Here is a 21,242-nt window from a genome sequence, read left to right as displayed (position 1 = left end):
CCGATCAAGGAGTGCAATATGCCACAAAGAAATTTACCAATGTACTGGAGTCTTACGGCGTAACCCGAAGCATGTCACGAAAGGGAAATTGTTGGGATAACGCAGTAGCGGAAAGCTTCTTTAAATCACTGAAAACCGAGTTAATATACGGGAACAAGCTCGTTACAAAGCAACAAATGGAAATAGAAGTTTTTGAATATATAGAAGTATGGTACAATAAAAAAAGAAGACACCGAGCACTGAATTACAAAACAATAGAAGAGTTTAACAATCAAAATAAATTTTACAAAAATGTCGCTTAACTTTAACTGGAATTTTTATTTGCATATCCACCAAGTAATTTATTGTATTTTTTCATAATTTATGCAATATTATATTTACCACTGAACGGCATTATAATCATAAAAGTCTACAAAGAAACTAACACCACCTTAACTATGATGTTTTTTTAATTGACGCAATAAATTTATTAAAGCATCTTTTTCTCTATAAGCTGTTATCATTTTTACTTTTTTGTAGAATATTATATATAACAACATTATTAATAACGCCAAAACAGCTATTAATACAATAGTATAATTTTTTTTGTTTAATGCAATAATAATTAGTATAACAGATATAGCATAAACCCGTAGTGCTTTCTTTTTCATTTTAATTAGCTATTAACCAAAGACAATAGCTATGATTTAAAATAGATAGAAAACTTAAGAGCTCATTTCTTTCTACTTCATTTAGTGTGTCATCATCTATTGTCATTTCTTCTAAACCATCAATGTATTCAGTTATTACGATTTGATTAATTTCATCAGAATTATTTTCTAGAAATGAACTTATTGATAATATAAAATCTTTTTGTGTTCGACTAGAAAACGGATTAGAGTTAATTTGATTATTTAAATCATCGAATGTTCTAATATTACTAGAATTGTTGAAATTTTTAACAATAAAATCTTTATTTTGATTGTCTGCAACAAAATTTAATCTTTCGTTGAATGTTGTCTTCATAAAAGGAGTAGATACCATATAATCAGTTACTTCTTCTATAATTCTATTATTTTCATTAATCATTGAGATATGATTGGAAGCTAGCTCAATTAAAGCTTTATTATGCGCTACTCCTATTTCATTTAAAGGATTACTAATGTTTGAATATAAGTTAATTAAAGATTCTATTTCATTAGAATTAACTGATTTTGTAATTACTTTCTTATCTTGGGCTTCAGCAGATTCTCCAGCAGCTGCCCATGAGGCTCCAAATGATAACCATAACCCAGCATAAGGTCCAACTATAGGCACTCTCCAAACAGGACCTACCCCTACAGCTGCAGCAGCGTCAACTAAACCAAGTTTTAATGCTTTCATTTTATCAACTTTTGGAGGATCCTTTTTTTGATTATTGCTATTGTTTAAAAACTTTTTATTATAATTATTTAATGTACTTAAAATATTGTTTTCTGAAGTATTACCATTGTTAACAATATTGTCGTTATTACACGAAATCAATAAGATAACTGAAGTTAATAAGATAAAAGTTTTTTTCATTTTAAAATAATTTATGCAGTTTTATTTTATTGTTTTTAAACTGCGGTTAAGAATTGGTTTTACAGGTAACCCGCTGTAATCGGTTTTTTATAATTTGTTTGTTAAAACCGGCATTCGCGACTACCGGTCTCCGAAACAAATAAGTAAATATGAATTGTTTTGGTTATTTTGATTTCAGTCACCAGTTTTCAGTTATATGATTACTAACTACTGATGCTTTTTCAGCTCTATTGCCCCGGCATACAGTACCGCTTGGGTAAAACTGTATTGTGCCCCATACGCAAAAGCAATACTTCTTTTATCATTCAATAAATCATCATCGCCGTTACCGTTACTGTGCAGTGCAAACAACGTTTCTATTAAATGGCGTTCGTTTTCGTTGGTAATTAACCCTATGGTTTCGCTGTTAAAACTATTGCTTAGTATAACGTAAATGGCTTGTTTGGTTTCTCTGGTATAAACCAATTGTTCTATAAAATCTACATCTGCTTGTTCTAATACCAACAGTTGTTCGTTGTTTAGTTTTTCGTATTTATAGGTTTCTTGTGGTACATAATTAAGTATTTGCCGGTTTACGTGCTGTTCAAACCGCAGCAGGTTTTCCTGATACGTGTGCTGTTTGTCATATACAAAACTGTTTAAAATGCTTTGATATATTTGGTAATCATTTACTTCAACACCTTTTGCCTGATGCAAAGTATTGGTTGGGTTGTTTGTTTGTGTTGCGAATACTTCGTTGTCTGTTTCGCAGGCGCTGCATAAAGCAGCAATTGCTACAGCATATAAAAAAAATCGGTTCATTGTTTTCAGAGTTTTTTAATAACGCTGCCCGGGTAGCTTTTTGTTCTGTTGCAAATATGGAATGATTTTAAAACAACGGGCGGAAAAATTATCCGGATTTAAACAAATGGATAATTTGTTCCCTTTTTTGGACAATTTATTCCCCCTCTGGATTATTTTTCCGTTCGTAGATTGTCTTTTATTAGTGTTATTGTGTTTAAAATCAGTATATTGTATGGTATAAGAGTGCTGTTTGTAATTTTTTTGTATTTTTGTGCGGTTAGAAAAAAATTAGGTATGTTTGTTAAAAAGTTGGACAATTTATTCCCAGTGTTGGATAATATCTTCCCTTTCTGGATAATTTTTCTGTTGCCGTTTTGCTCGTTTGGGCAAACAACGGCAGATTCTTATACAAACCTTTGGGAAGTAATACAAAACGATACCGTTTCTAACCAAAAAAAAATACCCTATTTAGAGGTATATTACCAAAAAGCACGGATTGAAAATAATCTTTTAGAACAGTATAAAGCCTTAGAAAAAAAATCGTTTATGATTCCGTTTGCCGATGCCGCCGTGTTGCTGCACCAAATGCACCCTTTGGTACAAAACATTGACAACGACAGTATAAAAGGTCGGTTCTTGAACCGAAGTACGGTGTTTTATTACAAGCACCGCGATTTTAAAAATGCGTTGTACTATGCCATAGAATCCGAAGCTTTTAACGAAGAAATAGATAACCTGTACAACCTAAACGCTGTTCGCATAGATATCGGCAATATTTACCATCATACAAGATATTATGATAAAGCCATTGCCTATTTTACACAGGCAAAAAACTATTACCAAAACAAAAAAGACTATAACCATTTAAGAAGTTATATTGTTACTTTATATTGTTTAAATAAAACTTATTGGCAGTTACAAGATATTGATAAGTTAACCACTACTATAAAGGAAAGCGAACAAGCTATTACACTTTTAAAACCTAAACACAAACAATTAGAAACCGCTTATTTAGAATATGCAAAAGGCGGGTTGGCGTTTTTACAGAAAGATTATGCTACGGCACAAAACCATTTTACAAAAGCATTGCCTGCCATACAGCAAAACAACGATTTTACCAATGAGTACGTGGTGTATTTGTATTTGGGTAAAATATTGTGGGAACAAAACAATAAACAAGAAGCAGTAACTTATTTTACTAAAATAGACACGCTTTTTAACGAAAAAAAGTTTTTGAATTACGAGCTACGCGAAACATACGATTATTTGATTGAGTATTACAATGAAACCAACCAACCCCAACTGCAATTTCAGGCTACCGAAAGCCTTATGCAACTGAACCAGCAGTTTGAACAGGAACAGAAAAACATTACCAATATGCTGCACGTAGAATTAGACGACAAAAAACTTAAAAATAACCAACTACACTTGCAAAAACTGTTAAATAAATACAATTTTTGGATCAGTGTTTTAGGTGGTGCTTTGTTACTAATGGCAGCTTACTTATTTTGGAAAAAGTATAAAAAGAGCCCATACCAGGCAGAAAAACATGTTAAAATAATTGAACAAAACCAAACGGCTGAAAGCACAGACAGCAAAACAACAGATAATGACGCTGTTAAAATTGAAAAAACAGAAACCGTAGAGACTGAAAGTGTTGATGAAAACCTAACGGAAATACCCGAACAGCAACCACAAGAGAAAAAGGTAGCTGTTTTATCGGCAACAGACCAACGGTTATTAGAAGGGTTAAATAGTTTTGAGCAGAAAAAAGGTTTTTTAGCTCAGATAACATTAGATGATTTAGCTAAACAATTACATACTACCCGCAGTACGCTTTCGCCTTTTTTAAATGAGCACAAAAAGGGGTTTAATGCGTATATTAACAGCTTACGCATACAACAAGCAGTTACCGATTTAAAAGCAGATAAAGAACTACGAAAAAAAACCGTTAAAGAATTGGCGGTAACCTATGGCGATTTGCATCCCAAAACATTTGCCAGTTTGTTTAAGGTGATCACAGGTGAAACCCCTACTGCGTTTATTGAAATTTTGGATGCAGAAGACAATTCTTTTTATTTTTAGTTTAATTGGCTGTTACTTTACACCAAGATATGTTTATACTCGTCACTTCGAGTAAGTTTTCGATAGAAAACTGTATCGAGAAGTCTTTGAATTATGAGTTCGCAACAAGCTAACTGACGAAAATCTTAATTATATTTAGTTTGGTATAAACTTCGTGATAATCATTTTAGTTTATAAAGCAAAGCAGTAAATCAAGAGCTTGTTTGTTCTTCTCTCACAATCTGTGCATCAGTGGCTATTTTATAAAGAATAATGCATTTTTTTTAGTTTTAAAGTGTTAATTTTACACCAAATAGTTTAACAATGAAACGGGTACTCATTACAGGTGCAGCAGGTTTTTTAGGGTCGCATTTGTGCGACAGGTTTATCAATGAAGGTTTTTACGTAATTGGTATGGACAACCTGATTACCGGCGATTTAAAAAACATAGCACATTTATTTAAAAACGCATTTTTTGAGTTTTATCATCACGATGTAACAAAATTTGTACACGTACCGGGTAATTTAGACTATATTCTGCATTTTGCATCGCCTGCAAGCCCTATTGATTATTTAAAAATTCCTATTCAAACCTTAAAAGTAGGTTCGTTGGGAACGCATAATTTACTGGGGTTGGCAAAAGCTAAAAATGCCCGGATTTTAATTGCGTCAACTTCCGAAGTTTACGGCGATCCGCTGGTGCATCCGCAAACCGAAGATTATTACGGCAATGTAAACGCCATTGGCCCCCGTGGCGTGTATGACGAAGCCAAGCGTTTTCAGGAATCACTCACGATGGCGTACCACAATTTCCACGGATTAGAAACACGAATTGTGCGTATTTTTAACACTTATGGTCCCAGAATGCGTTTAAACGACGGGCGTGTGATTCCGGCTTTTATGGGGCAAGCTTTGCGGGGCGAAGATCTGACGATTTTTGGTGATGGAAACCAAACGCGTTCTTTTTGTTATGTAGATGATCAGATCGATGGAATTTATAAATTGCTGATGAGCGATTATCATTTACCTGTAAACATTGGCAACCCGTACGAAATCACGATAAATGAATTTGCTCAGGAAATCATTGAATTAACAGGAACCCGTCAGAAGATTAGTTACAAGCCGTTGCCGGAGAACGATCCGTTGCAGAGAAAACCCGATGTTTCGTTAGCTAAAAAAATATTGAACTGGGAACCAAAAATTGATCGTAAAATTGGTTTGCAAAAAACGTTTGAGTATTTTAAAACGCTGTCTGCAGAAGAATTAAAAAAAGAAGAACACAAAGATTTCTCTAAATATATTTATTAGTGAAACGGCAAATAGGTAGATATTCCAAGTATTTAAGACCCATTACCATAACATTTGATTTGCTTGTTTTGGTATTGTTGGGTATTTGGTTGTTGCCGTTATCGTTTCAGCTGTTGTATTTTTACCTGTATCTGGCTTTTTCTTGGATTGTAATATCGGTCATTACAAAATTTTACCAGGTGTATCGTTTCACAAAGCTGATCCAGATTGCACAAAAAGCCATAAAGCAATACTTCCTTTTCAGTTTAAATCTATTTGCATTAAACGGATTGTTTTCCTTAACCCATGCGTATTGGTCAGTTACCAACTATCTTTTGTTTACGGCATTGGTCATTATCCCGGTAAAATATCTGGTTTTTTATCTCTTAAAGATTTTCAGGAAGTATTACAGGGGAAACCTGCGTAAAATTGTGGTAGTTGGGCACGACGATTTAACCGATAATTTTCTCAAATTTGTTACAACCAATGCCGATTACGGTTATTTATTGTGTAAAAGCTTTTCGCTACTCAATACGCCGCCAGCCGAAATTATCTCTTACTGTAAAGAAAAAGATATTGATGAAATTTATTTAAGTTTAGAAAAAACAACCACTCAGCAAGTTTCTTTTTTTATTAATTATGTAGATAATAACTTAAAACTTTTAAAGTTTTTACCTTCAAAAAAAGATTTGCTTTCTGCCAATTTAAAGGTCGATTATTACGGAGTAATTCCGGTGATGCCTTCAAGAACCACTCCGTTAAACGATCCTGTAAATTATTTTATAAAGCGCGTGTTTGATATTTTTTTCTCGCTGTTTGTTGTTGTTTTTGTGATGTCCTGGCTTATACCTTTGGTGGCACTTTTAATACGGATAGAATCAAAAGGTCCTATTTTTTTTAAACAAAAAAGACACGGACTGGATTATGAGGAATTTAACTGTTATAAGTTCCGGTCGATGTTTGTCAATGAAAAGGCCGATATAGACGAAGCCGTGAAAAACGATCCCCGCATTACAAAAATCGGTGCTTTTTTACGACGAACAAGTATCGATGAAATGCCGCAGTTTTTCAATGTTTTGATAGGAAACATGTCGGTTGTAGGGCCGCGTCCGCACATGTTGAACTTTACCGAGAAATATGCTGTGAAGGTGAACAAATTCAAAGCCCGCCATTTTATAAAACCCGGAATTACCGGAATGGCACAAACGCATGGCTACCGGGGCGAAATTGAAAACGATACCGATATCATCAACCGCATTAAATACGATATTTTTTATATGGAAAGCTGGTCGCTTCTGCTTGATGTAAAAATTATCTATCTAACCATTAAAAACGCGATCAAAGGCGAGAAAAAAGCCTATTAATGATTTAAAAATCTTATTTTTGCAACTAAAATTACAACATAACAACATGGATATTTTACTATTAGGATCGGGCGGAAGAGAACATGCTTTGGCTTGGAAAATCACACAAAGTTCAAAATGCAGCCAATTATTTGTAGCACCGGGCAATGCCGGAATTGCTCAAATTGCAACCAACGTGGCGGTAAATCCAACAAATTTTGAAGCGGTAAAACAATTTGTTTTAGACAACCAGATAAAAATGGTGGTGGTTGGTCCCGAAGATCCGCTGGTAAAAGGTGTTTATGATTTCTTTAAAAACGATACCGCATTAAATAAAATTCCTGTTATTGGTCCGTCAAAACACGGTGCCGAATTAGAAGGCAGTAAAGAATTTGCCAAACAATTTTTAGTAAAAAACAATATCCCCACAGCTCGTTACCAGGCTTTTACAAAAGATACGGTTGAAGCAGGTTGTGCGTTTTTAAAAACTTTAAATCCTCCGTATGTTTTAAAAGCTGATGGTTTGGCTGCCGGAAAAGGCGTGTTGATTTTAAACGATTTAGCCGAAGCACAGAACGAATTAAAAAATATGCTGGTTGATGCCAAATTTGGAGATGCCTCATCAAAGGTGGTGATTGAAGAGTTTTTAGACGGAATTGAACTGTCGTGCTTTGTTTTAACCGATGGAAAATCGTACAAAATATTGCCAACAGCCAAAGATTACAAACGAATTGGCGAAGGTGATACCGGTTTAAATACCGGTGGAATGGGGGCAGTTTCTCCGGTGCCGTTTGCCGATGCTGAATTTATGCAGAAAGTAGAAGAACGCATTGTAAAACCTACCATTAACGGGTTGAAAAACGATGCAATTGAATACAAAGGCTTTGTTTTTATCGGATTGATCAAAGTAGGAAACGATCCGTTTGTGATTGAATACAACGTGCGTATGGGCGATCCGGAAACCGAAGTAGTGATGCCTCGTATAAAATCGGATATTGTGGAGTTGTTTGAGGCAGTTGCCAGTGAAACATTAGAAAATGCAACTTTAGAAATTGACGAACGCACAGCTACTACGGTAATGATGGTTTCGGGCGGATATCCTGAAGATTATGAAAAAGGAAAAGTAATTACCGGTTTAGATCAAGTAGAAAATTCGATTGTTTTTCATGCAGGAACAACAGAAAAAGACGGAAACATTGTAACAAACGGCGGACGTGTAATTGCAGTAACATCTTATGGTGCGGATTTTAAAGCAGCCTTAAAACAATCGTACCAAAACGTAGAAAAAATCAATTTTGACGGGAAATATTACCGAACGGATTTAGGTTTTGATTTGTAAGTAAAACAGACCTCACAGGTTTTAAAAACCTGTGAGGTCTTAAAAAAATAGGGTAGTTTATCTAAGATAAATTATAAAACCCCAACAGAGTTCCAACTCTGTTGGGGTTTTATTTGGGGAAATATCTTTAAAAATCATTGAATATCAAAAAAATCATCAATGGCAGATAAATAACCTATAGAGTTTACTGTTTTTATGACTTTTATTTCTTTTCCAGGTGCCGTTAACATTGTTGTATATAGTAATGTGTCTGTATCAATCTTTATCGGACAGTTTTTACAGTCGTTAATTTCAATAAATCTTTCATTAACAACTTCGTACTTTAAATGTTTGTATTTGACTTGTAAATCTAGGCTGTATATTGTTCGTTGAATACCAAATCCAAAATCTGAATCAACTTCATAAACACCATTATCATTTTTTAATAATTCAAACTTTTCTTCGCTTGGTCGTATAAATAGTATTTGGTTTCCTTCAAAAATAGGTGATTCAGTTTCAACGGAACTATTAAAAATTGTAGGAAAATCTATCTTCCATTTTTCATCAATAGAATTCCAAGTCAAATAAGGACCGTCAAATCCTTCTAAAAAAGTAATTTCATAATTACCTTTCGAGTCTATAGTATAATTAGGCTTTGTGCCAAGCTCTTGCGTATGAAAACCTAATTGTTTAAGAGTTTCCCAATCATCTTCGGCAGGTAATCTGTTATAATCTAATCTATATTTTTCAATATTTTTAATAAGATTGTTACCTAATGCTATATCTTGTTTTCTTGCTATTTCTATAGGAAGGTTCTGGTAAATTAAAATTACTACTACAAATAAAAGAAGAACTCCTAAGAAAGAGAATATCAGTTTTTTTGACATTTTCTAATAAAGATAATAAATTATAATAAAAAAGCAGGATTTCAAAATCCTGCTTTTTTTATTTAAACATCATCAAAATCTACATAAATTTCATCTGATGTAACATAAGCCTGGCACGCTAACAATAAGCCTTCTTCTACTTCATCGTCCATTAAAATGTGATTGGTTTTCATTTCTGCCGATCCTTTAATGGTTCTGCACATGCACGAGCTGCAAATTCCACCCTGACACGAATACGGAGCATCGACACCGTGTTTCAACGCTGCATTTAAAATATTTTCGGTTCTTGGCATATTAAAAGTCGTTTCCACATCGTCTACCAGAACAGTTACTTTAACCATCCCTTCGCCCGAAACAGGAATTTCGCCGTTGGTTGAGCTTGTGGTAAACAGTTCGTAATGAATTTGTTCTTCGGCAGTACCGTTTTCCTTTAAAACATCGGTTACCTTTTTAATCATATCCTCGGGGCCACACAGAAAATACTCGTCAAACTGCTTTTCATTGTGTTTGTTTTTCATCACAAAATTTATGGTAGAACGTTCAATTCGACCAAATAATGAATCGTCGGGATGTTCTTTTGTAAAGGTATAATGTACAAAAAACCGACCTAAATAGTGCGATTTTAAAGCTTCAATTTCATTGTAATAAATGGTGTCTTCTACGCTTTTGTTTCCGTAGATTAATACAAATATGGTATCGGTAGCATTTTCCAGCACATCTTTTGCCAGTGAAATAATAGGTGTAATACCGCTTCCGGCTGCAATACCGGCTATAACTTTGGCATCTTTATTTTCTAAAACAAATTTACCTTCAGGTACAGCAACTTCTAAAATATCGCCTACCTGTAATTGTTGTGTTGCGTAATTAGAGAACACGCCGTTTTCAACCGCTTTAACAACAATGCGTAACTCATCGCTTTTTGGAGAGGAACTGATAGAATAAGATCTTCTTAGTTCTTCGCCGTTTATAATGGATTTGATGTTTACATACTGACCTGCTTCAAACTGATAATCTGCTTTTAAATCTGCAGGAACATCAAAAACAATCGAAACTGCCAAAGGCGTTTCTCTTTTTATTTCTTTAACCTTTAAAGGATTGAATTTTGACATTATTAATTTCTTTTATGCAAAAATACAAAAATCAAACGGCATTAATAATGATTTTTATCAGCTTTCAGTTTTGACAACTTAACCAAAAATCCAAACTTTAAAAAAAACATACCTAATAGTTGTATGTATAAGAATTATATGTATATTTGCCATACCTAAAAATCATAAGTATATGAAATCGCCATTGACAAATTGTTTGTAACAAACAAACACCAATGAAGATAAGCGATTGCGTATGACCAATAAAAAAATAATTATCTACATATGAAAAAGCAACAGCAATTATACAAAGGCAGTTTGAACACCATTATCATGAAACTTTTGGAACAAAACGGAAAGATGTATGGTTATGAAATTACGCAAAAAGTAAAAGAAATTACCGCAGGCGAAATGAATATTACCGAAGGTGCACTGTATCCGGCATTACACAAAATGGAAGCCGAAGGTTTTTTAGATGTGGAAATGGATCGGGTAGATGGTCGTATCCGCAAGTATTATAAATTGACTGAAAACGGCGTGAAAGAAACCGCTTCGCGTATGGAAGAATTGGAGAATTTTATCCGCAACATGCAAACAATTGTTAGTCCTAATTTAAAACCATCGTTTTAATGAAACTTACTACAGAACAAATACAACAGGTAGATCAAAAGTTGATTGATTTTGGATTTACTTTTATGGATATTCGCATCGAAATTTTAGACCATATTTTATGTTTAATAGAAACAAAAGAAAATCTTGATTTTAAACAAGCTTTAGATACTGTTTTTGAAGAACAAAAAGATTATTTAAAAACGCAAAAGTTAACCCAATGGTCTAATGTAATATCACAAAGAGTTTCATTATTGAAAGATATCTTTCTAAATCCTGTATTTATTTTCCTTTGGATTTTGTCTTATTTCATTTACGATAATTTACCGTACTCAAATCACAATTTGTTATTAGAAGACTTGGATGTAATACCAATGGCAATTCCTATTTTAAGTTTTGTTTTTCTAGGGTTGTATACTTTTGTTTCAAAAAAAAAGTTGCAGGTACTTATGGTGCGTTATTTACCATAAGTTTTATACTTATGTTCTATCTGTATTTTGGAATTCATTGGGTAAGAAAGATGGAACAATTCCCTTCTCTGCTACTATTATCAGGTTTTACAGCGGTTAGTTTAATGTTGTATTATTTGATTGTTTATTACAAAATTAAAAACGATCGAAAATTTAAAATGCTATTAAATAAATAATGAAGCAACTAACAACACAACAAATCGATCAATTGTTCGAATTTACTAAAAAACATTTGGTAGAACATTACGATGTTCAGGTAGAATTGGTTGATCATTTGGCAAATGCTATTGAAGATCAATGGAAACAAAATCCCAACATTTCGTTTGAAGACGCTTTACAAACGGAATTTAAAAAATTTGGCATTTTTGGTTTTACCGGATTGGTCGAACAAAAACAAGCGGCATTGAAAAATCATTATTGGAAAATCATAAAAAAAGAATTTATCAACTTTTTCTCAGTTCCAAAAGTCATTCTTACAGTAGTAATGTTTTATGTATTGTTTCAATTTTATTCTAATCCAAAGTCTTTTTTGTACAATTATGATTTATTAATACGTTTTGGATTTATTGCATTAACACTGGGAGTTTACATTTATCAAAGAGTAAAAACATCTAAAAACAAAAAGTTTCTTGTAAATAGCGTTGCAAATTATTTATACGGTTTACCTATTTTTGCTCTTTTCTACTTAAGAACCAATTTATCGGTCAACTCAGACCCTTCGCTTTTCAAAATAGTATTATCTAGTGTATTTACACAAATATTAATCTTATTTCTTTTGATTTTGTACACTAAAATAATTCCTCTTTTAAAATACGAAATCAATCAAACAGAACTTAACTTTAGTAAGTTATGAGAAAAATTTCCGAACAAGAAATCAACCAATTATTCGTTTTTACTCAAAAACATTATGTTGAATTTTACGATGTTCAGGTAGAACTGGTAGATCATTTGGCAAATGCTATTGAAGATCAATGGAAAGAAAACCCAACTATTTCTTTTGAAGATGCGTTACAAACCGAATTTAAAAAGTTTGGCGTTTTTGGATTTACAGGTTTGGTTGAACAAAAACAAGGCGAATTGCAAAAGTATTACAACAGAATGCTTTGGAATGAAGTGTTGAAGTTTATTTCGATTCCAAAAGTAATTCTAACGGTTGGTTTATATTTAGGAATTGTGTTCTTTCTACAAAAGACCAAATCTTTAGGCGAAATGATTATTTTAACAATCTTGTTAAGTTCCTTTATTTATTTTATGGTTGATGGATTTCGATATATTTTAAAAATAAGAACAGAACAGAAAAAACAAGGAAAAAGCTGGTTGTTACAATCGGTTGCACAAGCTACTTTTTCTATTCCTTCTATTGGATTGGGCGGTGCATATTATTCAATTATAAATCGCCTTTTTCAAGAAAATTTAGGAATATCAAATGCAGGAATTCATTTTTTAGCTGTCTTTACGGTACTTCACTTACTATTTCTGTTCGTTTTTTATAAAGTGATAAAACCCAATTTGAATAAAAGTATAAAAGAAACGGAAGAAAGATTTCAGATCGTTTAAGTTAAACTTTAATCCAAAAACTCTTGAGATTTCAAAAGTTTTTGTTATTCATCTATTGTTCCAATTGCTGCAACATTTTTTTGCATTTCAACTTCGTAATCAAAATGCTTTTTGATCACCACAGTTGTTTTCGGAATACTGTCGTGCCAACCATTAGTACCTAAAAAACTAAAAGTTTCAAAAGGAATAATTCTGCACAAACTTCTCTTTAAAAAAATATTAGCTGTAGGCAGTTCGCCTTCTAAAGTAACCACTTTTGTTCCTGTGATAAATTTGCCTATCGTTCTTCCTTTAGTTAAAGTTTCCATTCCAAAATAATAGAAAACAATAAGTATTGATGTGAAAATTCGGTCTAAAAAAGGATTAAGTTCTCCTAAATCTTCAAAAAAAGTAGAATAAGGATTAATTAAATATAATAGTAAACCGGCAACAAATCCAACGCCAAACAGAAACAAAAAGAAAAAAATGAGGTCAATTAATAAATTAACAAACCGCAATCCTTTGTCGGCTTTGTTTTTCTGAACGATATGCTCTAAATTCATAAATTGTTTTTTTGAAAAAAAGATTAATATAGCCCAAAGTGGCTAATAAAGAGTAGTTTACAAGAACCGAAAGTGCTATCGGTAACGATTTAGTAATGGTGCTTACTGCACTCGCTTTCATCTGATTACCTTGTAAATCATTACCGCAAATTTAATAAAAAAAAGGGTTAAGTCGTAGCGTACTTAACCCTTTTTTCTGCTTTTTCCAATATACATCATAAGGCGTTATAAAATAAATCTTCCCCAATATGGGGGCAACCTGTGATATTGGTTCCGATATTATTTCCAAGTTTTGACAAATAAACAAAAATGTAAATCCGAAACGTATGGTGTTAATCTCTAAAAATCTAAGCTATGGAAATCGTGTTGAACAAAATATTATCGGAAATTCAGCGTCAGGAAGATATGCTATCTTCTCAAATGATGCAAACTGCGGATGAGGCTTACCAAATGACCTTATTCTTAAAGGAAATGCTGTTTACTATAAAGATGAAAGTCTTGCAGACCGGATTTAAGGACGAACGGCAGGAAATCAATTTTTTCAAGAAAATCAAACCGCAGATTTTAGGAAAACTTATTTATTACAATAAGGTATTCCGCATTGAAACTACCTGCCCCGTAAGTGCAGGGAGAATACACCAAAGTTATTTTGAAAACCAACTGAAAATTCTGAAATCCGAATACAAGGAAAGCATATCCAATGAGGATTTTTACAGGTACTATCGTGCAGGCAGAACTGACCGTGACCACAGTTATTTCAGGCTCGGAAAAATCAATTACCACGATGGTCTAAAAAGTAGTGTATTTGAAATTGACCTTAGCTTTTCTACTTATTACGATAACAAAGTTGCCCATATTATAGCCAATGAATTACTTTATACTTTCTTGCTTACCAAAATAAACCCTGAAAAAAATCCCGATACCATTTCAATAAACGGTGATGGAAACAAAGACATTTCGTGGACGAACTCGCAAAATGCACTGATAGAATTGATTTACGCCCTGTATGTTTCCAAATCTATTGCATACGGGAAAATAGGCATCAGGAAATTAGCATTGATTTTCCAAATCCTCTTCCGAACGCCCTTGAACGATATACATCATTCTTTCCACCGAATGAAAACAAGGGCAGGCTCCCGAACGGTGTTTTTAGACCAGCTCAAAATTTCCCTCGAAGAGTATATGGATAAAGACCTTTAGCAACATCAGCACGGGTGTTTGAAAGCAGTACACAAAATGTACTGCTTTTTCTTTGCCCATATATGCCAATTGGCATATATGGGCAAAAGGCTACTACAAAATAACCGAAACACGCTAAAACCCTTATTAAACAAGGGTTTTTCTCATTGCAAAAAATTTGAAAAAAAGTGCCAAACCAATGGGTACGCATTGGCAGACAAACACTGCCACACTTCTGAATTTTGTACTGTGAATATTAAACAATAGTGCAATGAACATTATAACAGTTGACGAAGAAGTGTGGAAGCACCTCAACGAACGGTTGAAAGCCATTAGCGAATATATCCTCAAACTGGAAGATACAAGCTACGATAGCTTATGGCTCAACAACCACGAAGTCTGCCAGTATCTCCACATCAGCGAAAAAACGTTGTGGCGTATGCGCACCAACGGGCAGATAGCTTTTTCAAAAATGTACGGGCAGTATTACTATACGATTGGTGCTATCAAGGAAATGCTCAACGCTAACGCCGTGCAGACGACCGATGAATATGTGGAGCAGCTTATGGCGAAAGGCAAAAGCTATATCGAGAAAGGCAGAAAGCTGAAATCAGGTAATCATTAAAAGCGTACCCGTATGAATATCGACAAAATGGAATTTGTGGCGTGGATGGAACGCATAATGGACAGGCTGGACATTCTTGGCAACCACATAGACGATTTACAAAAGAAGCGCAACAGCATAGACGGCGAAGAGTTACTGGATAATCAGGATTTATTGCAAATGCTGAAAATCAGTAACCGTTCCCTGCAACGGTATCGCTCCATAGGTAAGCTCCCTTATTATACCATTAGCGGAAAACTGTATTACAAGCTATCCGATGTGCATCAGTTCATCAGGGAAAGTTTTAACCCTCCGTTACCTAAACTGGATGCCAATAAGTGACAAACGCTGCCTTTGAGTGCCACATAAAGCAAATCAGTGAAGGCTTCCTTTACATTCGATCGTGAAATTTTGAAATTTTCAGATTATGAGCGAAGAAACAACTAATAAACAGGAAATGCCCGAACAGCTTTCGGACATCTTACTCGTACTGGATAAAGAGAAAATGAAAATCCAGGCAGTAAAGAGTATAGACGAAAACGGGAAAATGGAAACCGTTGACCCCACGAAGAAAAATCAAAACCAGTTTATGCGTGTGGATAAAAGCGGTGATTTCTTTTCCAACTTCTTTTCCAATTTTTTCAGCCAGTTAAAGAACCCTACAAACTTTACTTTCTTCAAAGTGCCTGCCTCGGTTGCTGCTGAAAAAGCAGAGGAATTACAAAAGCACGTAGATAAGCCCACTCCACAGGGCGAAAAAGTGCTGAAAGAACACGAAGTGAAAGCAGAACCCCAACCCGATAAAAAACAAGAAAATCAAAATAATATGGCAACAGCACAAACAACAACGGAAACAAGCGAATATCGCTACAAGCCGGAGCAGATTGATTGGGACACAATGAAAAACCTCGGATTGAGCAAAGAGTATCTTGAAAAAAGGAACCTGCTCGACCCTTTGTTACGAGGTTATAAAACCAATGAGCTTTTACCGATAGGTATCAACCTCGGGGGCTCTATCCTCCGCACGGATGCCCGCCTGTCTTTACAGCAAGCGGAAGACGGCAATGTTATCGTGGCAATACACGGTATCAAAAGAGAACCTAACCTCCACTTTGAATTTTTCGGTCACAAGTTTACGGACGAAGACAAGAAAAACCTGCTCGAAACGGGTAATATGGGGCGTGTCGTCAATTTGGTAAACTCCAAAACAGGCGACCTGATGCCGTCCATTATAAGTATTGACAGGCTGACCAATGACGTGGTTGCACTGCGCACGGAGTTTATAAAAATTCCCGATGAAATTAAGGGCGTAAAGCTGAATGACGAACAAAAACAAACGCTGATGGAGGGCAAACCGCTCTATTTAGAGGGTATGATTTCCTCGAAAGGAACGGAGTTTTCGGCAACTGTACAATTCAATGCGGACAAACGGTATGTTGAGTTCCTGTTTGACAGAAGCAACAACAATCAGCAGGCGCAAACGAACCAACAGAATACCCAACAAAGCAATCAGCAAAGCCAACCGCAAGAAGCTCCAAGAACTTTCAGGGGCAAAGAACTGGATGATGAGCAGTACAACAAGTTCAAAGCCGGACAAACCATATACGTTGAACTGAAAGACAAAAAAGACCAACCGTATAAGGGTTATATCACGTTCGACAAAGATACCGGAAAGACCAATTTTGAGTTTCCCGGTCAGTACAAAGCACGGGTAGAACCTGCCGAAACTCATAAAACACAAACTGCCGTCAATTCGGAGGGTAAAACCAACGAAGCGACCAAGAACGTCCAAGAGCCTTTGAAGTCCGGGCAGCAAAGACCGAAAAACGAGAAGCAGCAGGAGCAACAGGATAACAAGCCTGAAAAATCCAAAGGCAGAAAAATGTAATACAGTATGAAAACAATCATTGCAGAAAAACCAAGCGTAGCAAGGGAAATAGCCGGACTTGTGGGAGCATCCGATAAAAAGGATGGCTACCTGACAGGTAACGGCTATTTTGTTACGTGGGCATTCGGTCATTTAATAGGACTGGGAATGCCCGAAGATTACGGCATTTCGGGATTTGATAAAGCATCCCTGCCGATATTGCCCAACCCGTTTTTATTGACCGTCCGCAAGGTCAAAAAAGACAAAGGGTACACCGCCGATACTGGCGCATTAAAGCAACTGAAAGTCATTGAGCAGCTTTTTAAGCAAAGCAACAGCATCATCGTTGCTACCGATGCAGGTCGTGAGGGCGAACTCATTTTCAGGTACATTTATGAATACCTGAAATGCAACAAACCTTTTGAACGCCTTTGGATAAGTTCGCTTACCGAAAAGGCAATAAAGCAAGGCTTCAACAACCTAAAAGACGGGGCAGCATTTGACGGACTGTATCAGGCAGCGCAAGGCAGAAGCCGTGCCGACTGGCTTGTAGGCATCAATGCTACACAGGCATTGAGCATTGCCGCAGGCAATGGTATCTATTCGCTTGGAAGAGTGCAAACGCCCACACTGGCTTTGATATGCAAACGTTACCTCGACAATAAGAATTTCACGGTAAAGAAATACTGGCAGATACAATTAACGCACAACAAAGCCCAGGTTGATTTCAAAAGTATTTCCGCAACCAAATGGGACGAAAAGCAACTTGCTGATGATACCCTTAAAGCTATTCAGCGTGGCGCAACGGCAACCTTTACATCAGTAGAAACCAAAAGCGTTACAGAACAACCGCCCTTGCTTTTCGACCTGACAGGCTTACAAAAGGAAGCCAACAAAAGGCTGAAATTATCTGCTGAAGCAACGCTCAATATTGCGCAAAGCCTGTACGAAAAGAAGTTTATCACGTACCCACGTACCGGGAGCAAATACATCCCTGAAGATATGTGGGCAGAAATTCCAAACCTCGTGCGGGCATTGCAAAATCGTGAGGATTGCAAGCAAGCCCTTACCAAAATCAAATGGGGACGGTTCAACAAACGTATCGTGAATGACCTCCGTGTAACGGACCATCACGGTTTGTTGATTACGGACAAAGTGCCGTCCGTACTTAATGCAGACGAAAACAAGATTTACAATATGATTGCGCTTCGCTTGCTTGAAGCCATATCGCAAGCCTGTGTCAAAGAAATAACCGATGTATCATTACAGGTATTGCATTACGACTTTACGGCAAAAGGCTGTAAAATTCAGGAAGCGGGTTGGCGTTCCATAAAAGGAAGTTTTACCGATGACGGCGAAGAGCCAGTGCAGGAATTACCTGAACTGCATAAAGGCGACGAACTTGCCATAAAGGAAGCCGCAGTTTTGGAAAAGCAGACCAAACCACCAGTGCTTTACACCGAAGCCGGGCTTTTGTCGGCTATGGAAACCGCAGGGAAAGAAATTGAGAACGAAGAAGAACGCAAAGCCCTCAAAAATATCGGCATCGGTACTCCTGCAACAAGAGCCGCCATTATCGAAACCCTGTTTACCCGTAATTATATCCAACGGGATAAACGTTCTTTAATCCCTACGGAAAAAGGATTGCAGGTGTACGGGCTTGTAAAAGACCGGAAAATTGCAGACGTGGCAATGACTGCCGAATGGGAATTGGCGTTACAGAAAATAGAAAATAACGAAGCGGATGCCGGAACATTCCAAAAGGAAATGGAAACCTATGCCAAATCTATTACCGATGAATTGCTACAAACCTCTATTGCAAGCACCAACCAACCCAAACTAACCTGCCCGAAATGCAAAAGTCAGCAGCTTATTATCCGTGACAAGATTGTGAAATGCCCTGATGAGGCTTGTAACTGGGTACAGTTCCGCACCGTCTGCGGTGTACAAATCAGTATCGAAAATGTAACAAACCTTGTCAATAAAGGCAAAACCTCTCTTATCAAAGGAATGACAAGCAAAGCCGGAAAGAAATTCGATGCTTACATCATTCTGAAAGAAAACGCTGAAAGTTCCTTTGAGTTTGAAAAAAACAAAAGCAGTAAACGCAATGGAAAATAAACCGTCAATCGTACCCAAAGAAATCAGGAACCTGATTTATACTATCCGGGGCAAACAGGTAATGTTGGATAGCGACCTCGCTGCCTTATATCAGGTAGAAACAAAGAACCTGAACAAAGCTGTTAAAAGAAATATTAAGCGTTTTCCTGTATCATTCTGCTTTCAACTGACCGAAGAGGAAGTTGAAAACTTGAGGTTCCAAATTGGAACCTCAAGTTTAAATTACGGCGGCAGACGTTATTTGCCCTATGCTTTTACGGAACAAGGCGTTGCAATGGCATCTGCCATACTTCGTTCTGATATAGCCGTTAAAATGAGTGTGGAAATAATGGAAGCCTTTGTAGAAATGCGGCGTATGCTCATCAGCAACGCTTCTTTGTTTCATCGTTTGGACAATATCGAGTTAAAGCAACTGGAAGCCGACCAAAAATTTGAAGAGATTTTTAAGGCTTTGGAAAGCGACAAGCTGCACAGCGAAAAAGGCATTTTCTACAACGGGCAGATTTTTGATGCCTACGCCTTTGTTTCCGATATTATCCGTAGTGCCAAAAGCTCTGTTATCCTGCTTGATAATTATGTGGATGATACGGTGCTTACCTTGTTGGGTAAGCGTAAGACTAATGTAACCGCTACAATCCTTACCAAAAGTATCAGCAATCAGTTACGGTTAGACTTACAACGCTACAATAGCCAATATCCTCCGATAGAAATTGAAGTGTTTTCCGACGCCCACGACCGTTTTTTGATTATTGACCATACAGAACTCTACCATATAGGGGCATCGCTCAAAGACCTGGGCAAAAAATGGTTTGCTTTTTCAAGAATGGATATTGAAGTCGGCAGGATGCTTCAAATATTGAACAAGCCGTAAAAAATGAACCTCCGAATTATCGGAGGTTCATTTTTAGTTTTTTTATGCTTCAAAATGCTCTAATACGTTCTTAAATAACCTTTAGTAATATTTCTTCTTTAGCCATAAACTTGCTTTTACCAACAGTATCAGTACAGGTACTTCTACCAACGGTCCTATAACGCCCACAAATGCCTGTGGAGAATGAATACCGAAAACCGCTATTGCTACGGCTATTGCCAATTCAAAATTGTTTCCTGTGGCTGTAAATGCGATGGATGCGTTTTTGTCGTAAGGAACGTTTAAAGATTTATTGATAAAGAAGCTGACAAAAAACATTAGTACAAAATAGATGATTAACGGTATGGCTACTTTTACTACATCCATTGGCAGTTCTAATATTTTATCGCCTTTCAGACTGAACATTAATACGATTGTAAACAGTAAAGCATATAATGTAATGGGCGATATTCGAGGTACAAATTTCCTGTTATACCATTCTATTCCTTTTGACTTTACCAATGCGTAACGGCTTATAAAACCTGCTAAGAAAGGAATGCCTAAGTATATTAATACGCTTTCGGTTACGTCTTTCATTGATACGCTTACATTGAAATTGGCTACTCCTAATTTGCTTGGTAATACATTAATGAATAACCAAACTAAGAAGCTATAAGAAATTATCTGAAAGATGCTGTTTAATGCAACTAACATAGCTGTGTATTCTCTGTTTGCTTTAGCTAAATCGCTCCATACGATTACCATTGCGATACATCTTGCCAAACCTATCAATATCAAGCCTGTCATATAATCGGGTTCATTACGTAAAAACAAAACGGCTAATCCGAACATCAATATTGTACCGATAACCCAATTGAGCAATAAGGATATGCCGATTACTTTTTTATCCTTAAATGCTTGGGGCAATAATGAATAATCCACTTTTGCCAATGGCGGGTACATCATCAGTATCAGACCTATTGCCAAAGGAACGTTTGTAGTGCCTACGGATAAAGCATTTGTAATTTTTGATATTCCCGGAAAGAAATACCCTAAACCTATACCTGCTGCCATTGCAAGGAATATCCATAAGGTAAGGTAACGGTCAAGAAATTTTAGTTTTGGTTGCAT

22 protein-coding genes are annotated in these 21,242 nt (G+C 35.9%); 15 read left to right on the top strand and 7 right to left on the bottom strand.

Going from position 1 to position 21,242, the window contains the following annotated elements; translation table 11 throughout:
- Window positions 1-302 (top strand): IS3 family transposase (locus BLW20_RS08315; protein ID WP_143037760.1); only part of this gene is annotated, 302 nt, incomplete at its 5' end.
- A gap of 129 nt (window positions 303-431) precedes the next feature.
- Here the strand turns inward: BLW20_RS08315 and BLW20_RS08310 are convergent.
- The 3 genes from BLW20_RS08310 to BLW20_RS08300 all read right to left on the bottom strand — a co-directional run bounded on the left by BLW20_RS08310 (window position 432) and on the right by BLW20_RS08300 (window position 2,343).
- Window positions 432-650 carry a hypothetical protein gene (locus BLW20_RS08310; protein WP_091098927.1) on the bottom strand — a complete coding sequence of 73 codons (219 nt, stop codon included), beginning with the start codon at window positions 648-650 and terminating at the stop codon, window positions 432-434.
- A 1-nt stretch (window position 651) separates the two neighbouring features.
- Window positions 652-1,542, bottom strand: a complete 891-nt coding sequence (locus tag BLW20_RS08305) for a hypothetical protein (RefSeq protein WP_091098925.1) — start codon at window positions 1,540-1,542, stop codon at window positions 652-654.
- 207 nt (window positions 1,543-1,749) lie between these two features.
- Window positions 1,750-2,343: a hypothetical protein gene (locus BLW20_RS08300; RefSeq protein WP_091098923.1), complete on the bottom strand. Its 594-nt coding sequence runs from the start codon at window positions 2,341-2,343 to the stop codon at window positions 1,750-1,752.
- A gap of 276 nt (window positions 2,344-2,619) precedes the next feature.
- Between BLW20_RS08300 and BLW20_RS08295 the strand changes: the two genes are divergently transcribed.
- The 4 genes from BLW20_RS08295 to purD all read left to right on the top strand — a co-directional run bounded on the left by BLW20_RS08295 (window position 2,620) and on the right by purD (window position 8,358).
- Complete coding sequence (locus tag BLW20_RS08295; protein ID WP_091098920.1) at window positions 2,620-4,410, top strand: AraC family transcriptional regulator; 1,791 nt, start codon at window positions 2,620-2,622, stop codon at window positions 4,408-4,410.
- Window positions 4,411-4,713: 303 nt separating this feature from the next.
- Window positions 4,714-5,697, top strand: coding sequence for a UDP-glucuronic acid decarboxylase family protein (locus tag BLW20_RS08290; RefSeq protein ID WP_091098917.1), 984 nt, complete (start codon window positions 4,714-4,716; stop codon window positions 5,695-5,697).
- Entirely contained in the window at window positions 5,697-7,040 is a 1,344-nt protein-coding gene (locus tag BLW20_RS08285) for an exopolysaccharide biosynthesis polyprenyl glycosylphosphotransferase (protein WP_091098913.1), read from the top strand. The genes BLW20_RS08290 and BLW20_RS08285 overlap by 1 nt, the downstream gene beginning before the upstream one ends.
- A 46-nt stretch (window positions 7,041-7,086) precedes the next feature.
- On the top strand, window positions 7,087-8,358 hold the full coding sequence (purD, locus tag BLW20_RS08280) for a phosphoribosylamine--glycine ligase (RefSeq protein WP_091098910.1): 1,272 nt from the start codon (window positions 7,087-7,089) through the stop codon (window positions 8,356-8,358).
- Window positions 8,359-8,492: 134 nt separating this feature from the next.
- Here the strand turns inward: purD and BLW20_RS08275 are convergent, their stop codons facing one another.
- Entirely contained in the window at window positions 8,493-9,224 is a 732-nt protein-coding gene (locus tag BLW20_RS08275) for a hypothetical protein (RefSeq protein WP_091098905.1), read from the bottom strand.
- A 62-nt stretch (window positions 9,225-9,286) separates the two neighbouring features.
- On the bottom strand, window positions 9,287-10,333 hold the full coding sequence (locus BLW20_RS08270; RefSeq protein WP_091098901.1) for a ferredoxin--NADP reductase: 1,047 nt from the start codon (window positions 10,331-10,333) through the stop codon (window positions 9,287-9,289).
- A 264-nt stretch (window positions 10,334-10,597) separates the two neighbouring features.
- On the opposite strand from BLW20_RS08270, the gene BLW20_RS08265 reads away from it, so the two are divergent.
- The 4 genes from BLW20_RS08265 to BLW20_RS08250 all read left to right on the top strand — a co-directional run bounded on the left by BLW20_RS08265 (window position 10,598) and on the right by BLW20_RS08250 (window position 12,948).
- Complete coding sequence (locus tag BLW20_RS08265; protein WP_091098898.1) at window positions 10,598-10,942, top strand: PadR family transcriptional regulator; 345 nt, start codon at window positions 10,598-10,600, stop codon at window positions 10,940-10,942.
- Window positions 10,942-11,391 carry a hypothetical protein gene (locus BLW20_RS08260; RefSeq protein ID WP_091098896.1) on the top strand — a complete coding sequence of 150 codons (450 nt, stop codon included), beginning with the start codon at window positions 10,942-10,944 and terminating at the stop codon, window positions 11,389-11,391. The genes BLW20_RS08265 and BLW20_RS08260 overlap by 1 nt, the downstream gene beginning before the upstream one ends.
- A gap of 175 nt (window positions 11,392-11,566) precedes the next feature.
- Window positions 11,567-12,244 (top strand): hypothetical protein, encoded by a 678-nt coding sequence (locus tag BLW20_RS08255; RefSeq protein ID WP_091098893.1) that lies wholly within the window; start codon window positions 11,567-11,569, stop codon window positions 12,242-12,244.
- Complete coding sequence (locus BLW20_RS08250) at window positions 12,241-12,948, top strand: hypothetical protein (RefSeq protein ID WP_091098890.1); 708 nt, start codon at window positions 12,241-12,243, stop codon at window positions 12,946-12,948. The genes BLW20_RS08255 and BLW20_RS08250 overlap by 4 nt, the downstream gene beginning before the upstream one ends.
- 44 nt (window positions 12,949-12,992) lie before the next feature.
- On the opposite strand, the gene BLW20_RS08245 is transcribed toward BLW20_RS08250, so the two are convergent.
- Window positions 12,993-13,490, bottom strand: a complete 498-nt coding sequence (locus tag BLW20_RS08245) for an RDD family protein (RefSeq protein ID WP_091098886.1) — start codon at window positions 13,488-13,490, stop codon at window positions 12,993-12,995.
- A gap of 354 nt (window positions 13,491-13,844) precedes the next feature.
- Here BLW20_RS08245 and BLW20_RS08235 point away from each other — a divergent pair, with 354 nt between their 5' ends.
- From BLW20_RS08235 to BLW20_RS08210, 6 genes are all read left to right on the top strand, one after another.
- Window positions 13,845-14,690, top strand: a complete 846-nt coding sequence (locus BLW20_RS08235) for an RteC domain-containing protein (protein WP_072885954.1) — start codon at window positions 13,845-13,847, stop codon at window positions 14,688-14,690.
- Window positions 14,691-14,940: 250 nt separating this feature from the next.
- On the top strand, window positions 14,941-15,294 hold the full coding sequence (locus BLW20_RS08230; RefSeq protein ID WP_013632656.1) for a helix-turn-helix domain-containing protein: 354 nt from the start codon (window positions 14,941-14,943) through the stop codon (window positions 15,292-15,294).
- A gap of 12 nt (window positions 15,295-15,306) precedes the next feature.
- Window positions 15,307-15,615: a helix-turn-helix domain-containing protein gene (locus tag BLW20_RS08225; protein ID WP_002978404.1), complete on the top strand. Its 309-nt coding sequence runs from the start codon at window positions 15,307-15,309 to the stop codon at window positions 15,613-15,615.
- A gap of 85 nt (window positions 15,616-15,700) precedes the next feature.
- Window positions 15,701-17,161, top strand: coding sequence for a DUF3945 domain-containing protein (locus tag BLW20_RS08220; protein ID WP_013632655.1), 1,461 nt, complete (start codon window positions 15,701-15,703; stop codon window positions 17,159-17,161).
- A gap of 6 nt (window positions 17,162-17,167) precedes the next feature.
- On the top strand, window positions 17,168-19,261 hold the full coding sequence (locus BLW20_RS08215; RefSeq protein ID WP_013632654.1) for a type IA DNA topoisomerase: 2,094 nt from the start codon (window positions 17,168-17,170) through the stop codon (window positions 19,259-19,261).
- On the top strand, window positions 19,251-20,132 hold the full coding sequence (locus BLW20_RS08210) for an ORF6N domain-containing protein (RefSeq protein ID WP_091098879.1): 882 nt from the start codon (window positions 19,251-19,253) through the stop codon (window positions 20,130-20,132). The genes BLW20_RS08215 and BLW20_RS08210 overlap by 11 nt, the downstream gene beginning before the upstream one ends.
- A gap of 81 nt (window positions 20,133-20,213) precedes the next feature.
- Here the strand turns inward: BLW20_RS08210 and arsB are convergent, their stop codons facing one another.
- A complete protein-coding gene (gene arsB, locus BLW20_RS08205; protein ID WP_091098876.1) occupies window positions 20,214-21,242 on the bottom strand; it encodes an ACR3 family arsenite efflux transporter in 1,029 nt (342 codons plus the stop codon).

The sequence above is a fragment of the Paenimyroides marinum genome (genome assembly GCF_900108395.1).
GTDB lineage: Bacteria > Bacteroidota > Bacteroidia > Flavobacteriales > Flavobacteriaceae > Flavobacterium > Flavobacterium marinum.
The sequence above is the reverse complement of the archived record's forward strand: the minus strand, read 5'-3'. Positions and strand labels throughout refer to the sequence as shown.

What these genes read in the sequence shown, in the direction of transcription:
- BLW20_RS08270 (WP_091098901.1), bottom strand. Translation starts at nt 10,333, where the DNA reads ATGTCAAAATTCAATCCTTTAAAGGTTAAAGAAATAAAAAGAGAAACG.
- BLW20_RS08300 (WP_091098923.1), bottom strand. Translation starts at nt 2,343, where the DNA reads ATGAACCGATTTTTTTTATATGCTGTAGCAATTGCTGCTTTATGCAGC.
- BLW20_RS08215 (WP_013632654.1), top strand. Translation starts at nt 17,168, where the DNA reads ATGAAAACAATCATTGCAGAAAAACCAAGCGTAGCAAGGGAAATAGCC.
- BLW20_RS08260 (WP_091098896.1), top strand. Translation starts at nt 10,942, where the DNA reads ATGAAACTTACTACAGAACAAATACAACAGGTAGATCAAAAGTTGATT.
- BLW20_RS08245 (WP_091098886.1), bottom strand. Translation starts at nt 13,490, where the DNA reads ATGAATTTAGAGCATATCGTTCAGAAAAACAAAGCCGACAAAGGATTG.
- BLW20_RS08250 (WP_091098890.1), top strand. Translation starts at nt 12,241, where the DNA reads ATGAGAAAAATTTCCGAACAAGAAATCAACCAATTATTCGTTTTTACT.
- BLW20_RS08220 (WP_013632655.1), top strand. Translation starts at nt 15,701, where the DNA reads ATGAGCGAAGAAACAACTAATAAACAGGAAATGCCCGAACAGCTTTCG.
- BLW20_RS08275 (WP_091098905.1), bottom strand. Translation starts at nt 9,224, where the DNA reads ATGTCAAAAAAACTGATATTCTCTTTCTTAGGAGTTCTTCTTTTATTT.
- BLW20_RS08225 (WP_002978404.1), top strand. Translation starts at nt 15,307, where the DNA reads ATGAATATCGACAAAATGGAATTTGTGGCGTGGATGGAACGCATAATG.
- BLW20_RS08255 (WP_091098893.1), top strand. Translation starts at nt 11,567, where the DNA reads ATGAAGCAACTAACAACACAACAAATCGATCAATTGTTCGAATTTACT.
- BLW20_RS08290 (WP_091098917.1), top strand. Translation starts at nt 4,714, where the DNA reads ATGAAACGGGTACTCATTACAGGTGCAGCAGGTTTTTTAGGGTCGCAT.
- BLW20_RS08235 (WP_072885954.1), top strand. Translation starts at nt 13,845, where the DNA reads ATGGAAATCGTGTTGAACAAAATATTATCGGAAATTCAGCGTCAGGAA.
- BLW20_RS08230 (WP_013632656.1), top strand. Translation starts at nt 14,941, where the DNA reads ATGAACATTATAACAGTTGACGAAGAAGTGTGGAAGCACCTCAACGAA.
- purD (WP_091098910.1), top strand. Translation starts at nt 7,087, where the DNA reads ATGGATATTTTACTATTAGGATCGGGCGGAAGAGAACATGCTTTGGCT.
- BLW20_RS08295 (WP_091098920.1), top strand. Translation starts at nt 2,620, where the DNA reads ATGTTTGTTAAAAAGTTGGACAATTTATTCCCAGTGTTGGATAATATC.
- BLW20_RS08210 (WP_091098879.1), top strand. Translation starts at nt 19,251, where the DNA reads ATGGAAAATAAACCGTCAATCGTACCCAAAGAAATCAGGAACCTGATT.
- BLW20_RS08305 (WP_091098925.1), bottom strand. Translation starts at nt 1,542, where the DNA reads ATGAAAAAAACTTTTATCTTATTAACTTCAGTTATCTTATTGATTTCG.
- arsB (WP_091098876.1), bottom strand. Translation starts at nt 21,242, where the DNA reads ATGCAACCAAAACTAAAATTTCTTGACCGTTACCTTACCTTATGGATA.
- BLW20_RS08310 (WP_091098927.1), bottom strand. Translation starts at nt 650, where the DNA reads ATGAAAAAGAAAGCACTACGGGTTTATGCTATATCTGTTATACTAATT.
- BLW20_RS08265 (WP_091098898.1), top strand. Translation starts at nt 10,598, where the DNA reads ATGAAAAAGCAACAGCAATTATACAAAGGCAGTTTGAACACCATTATC.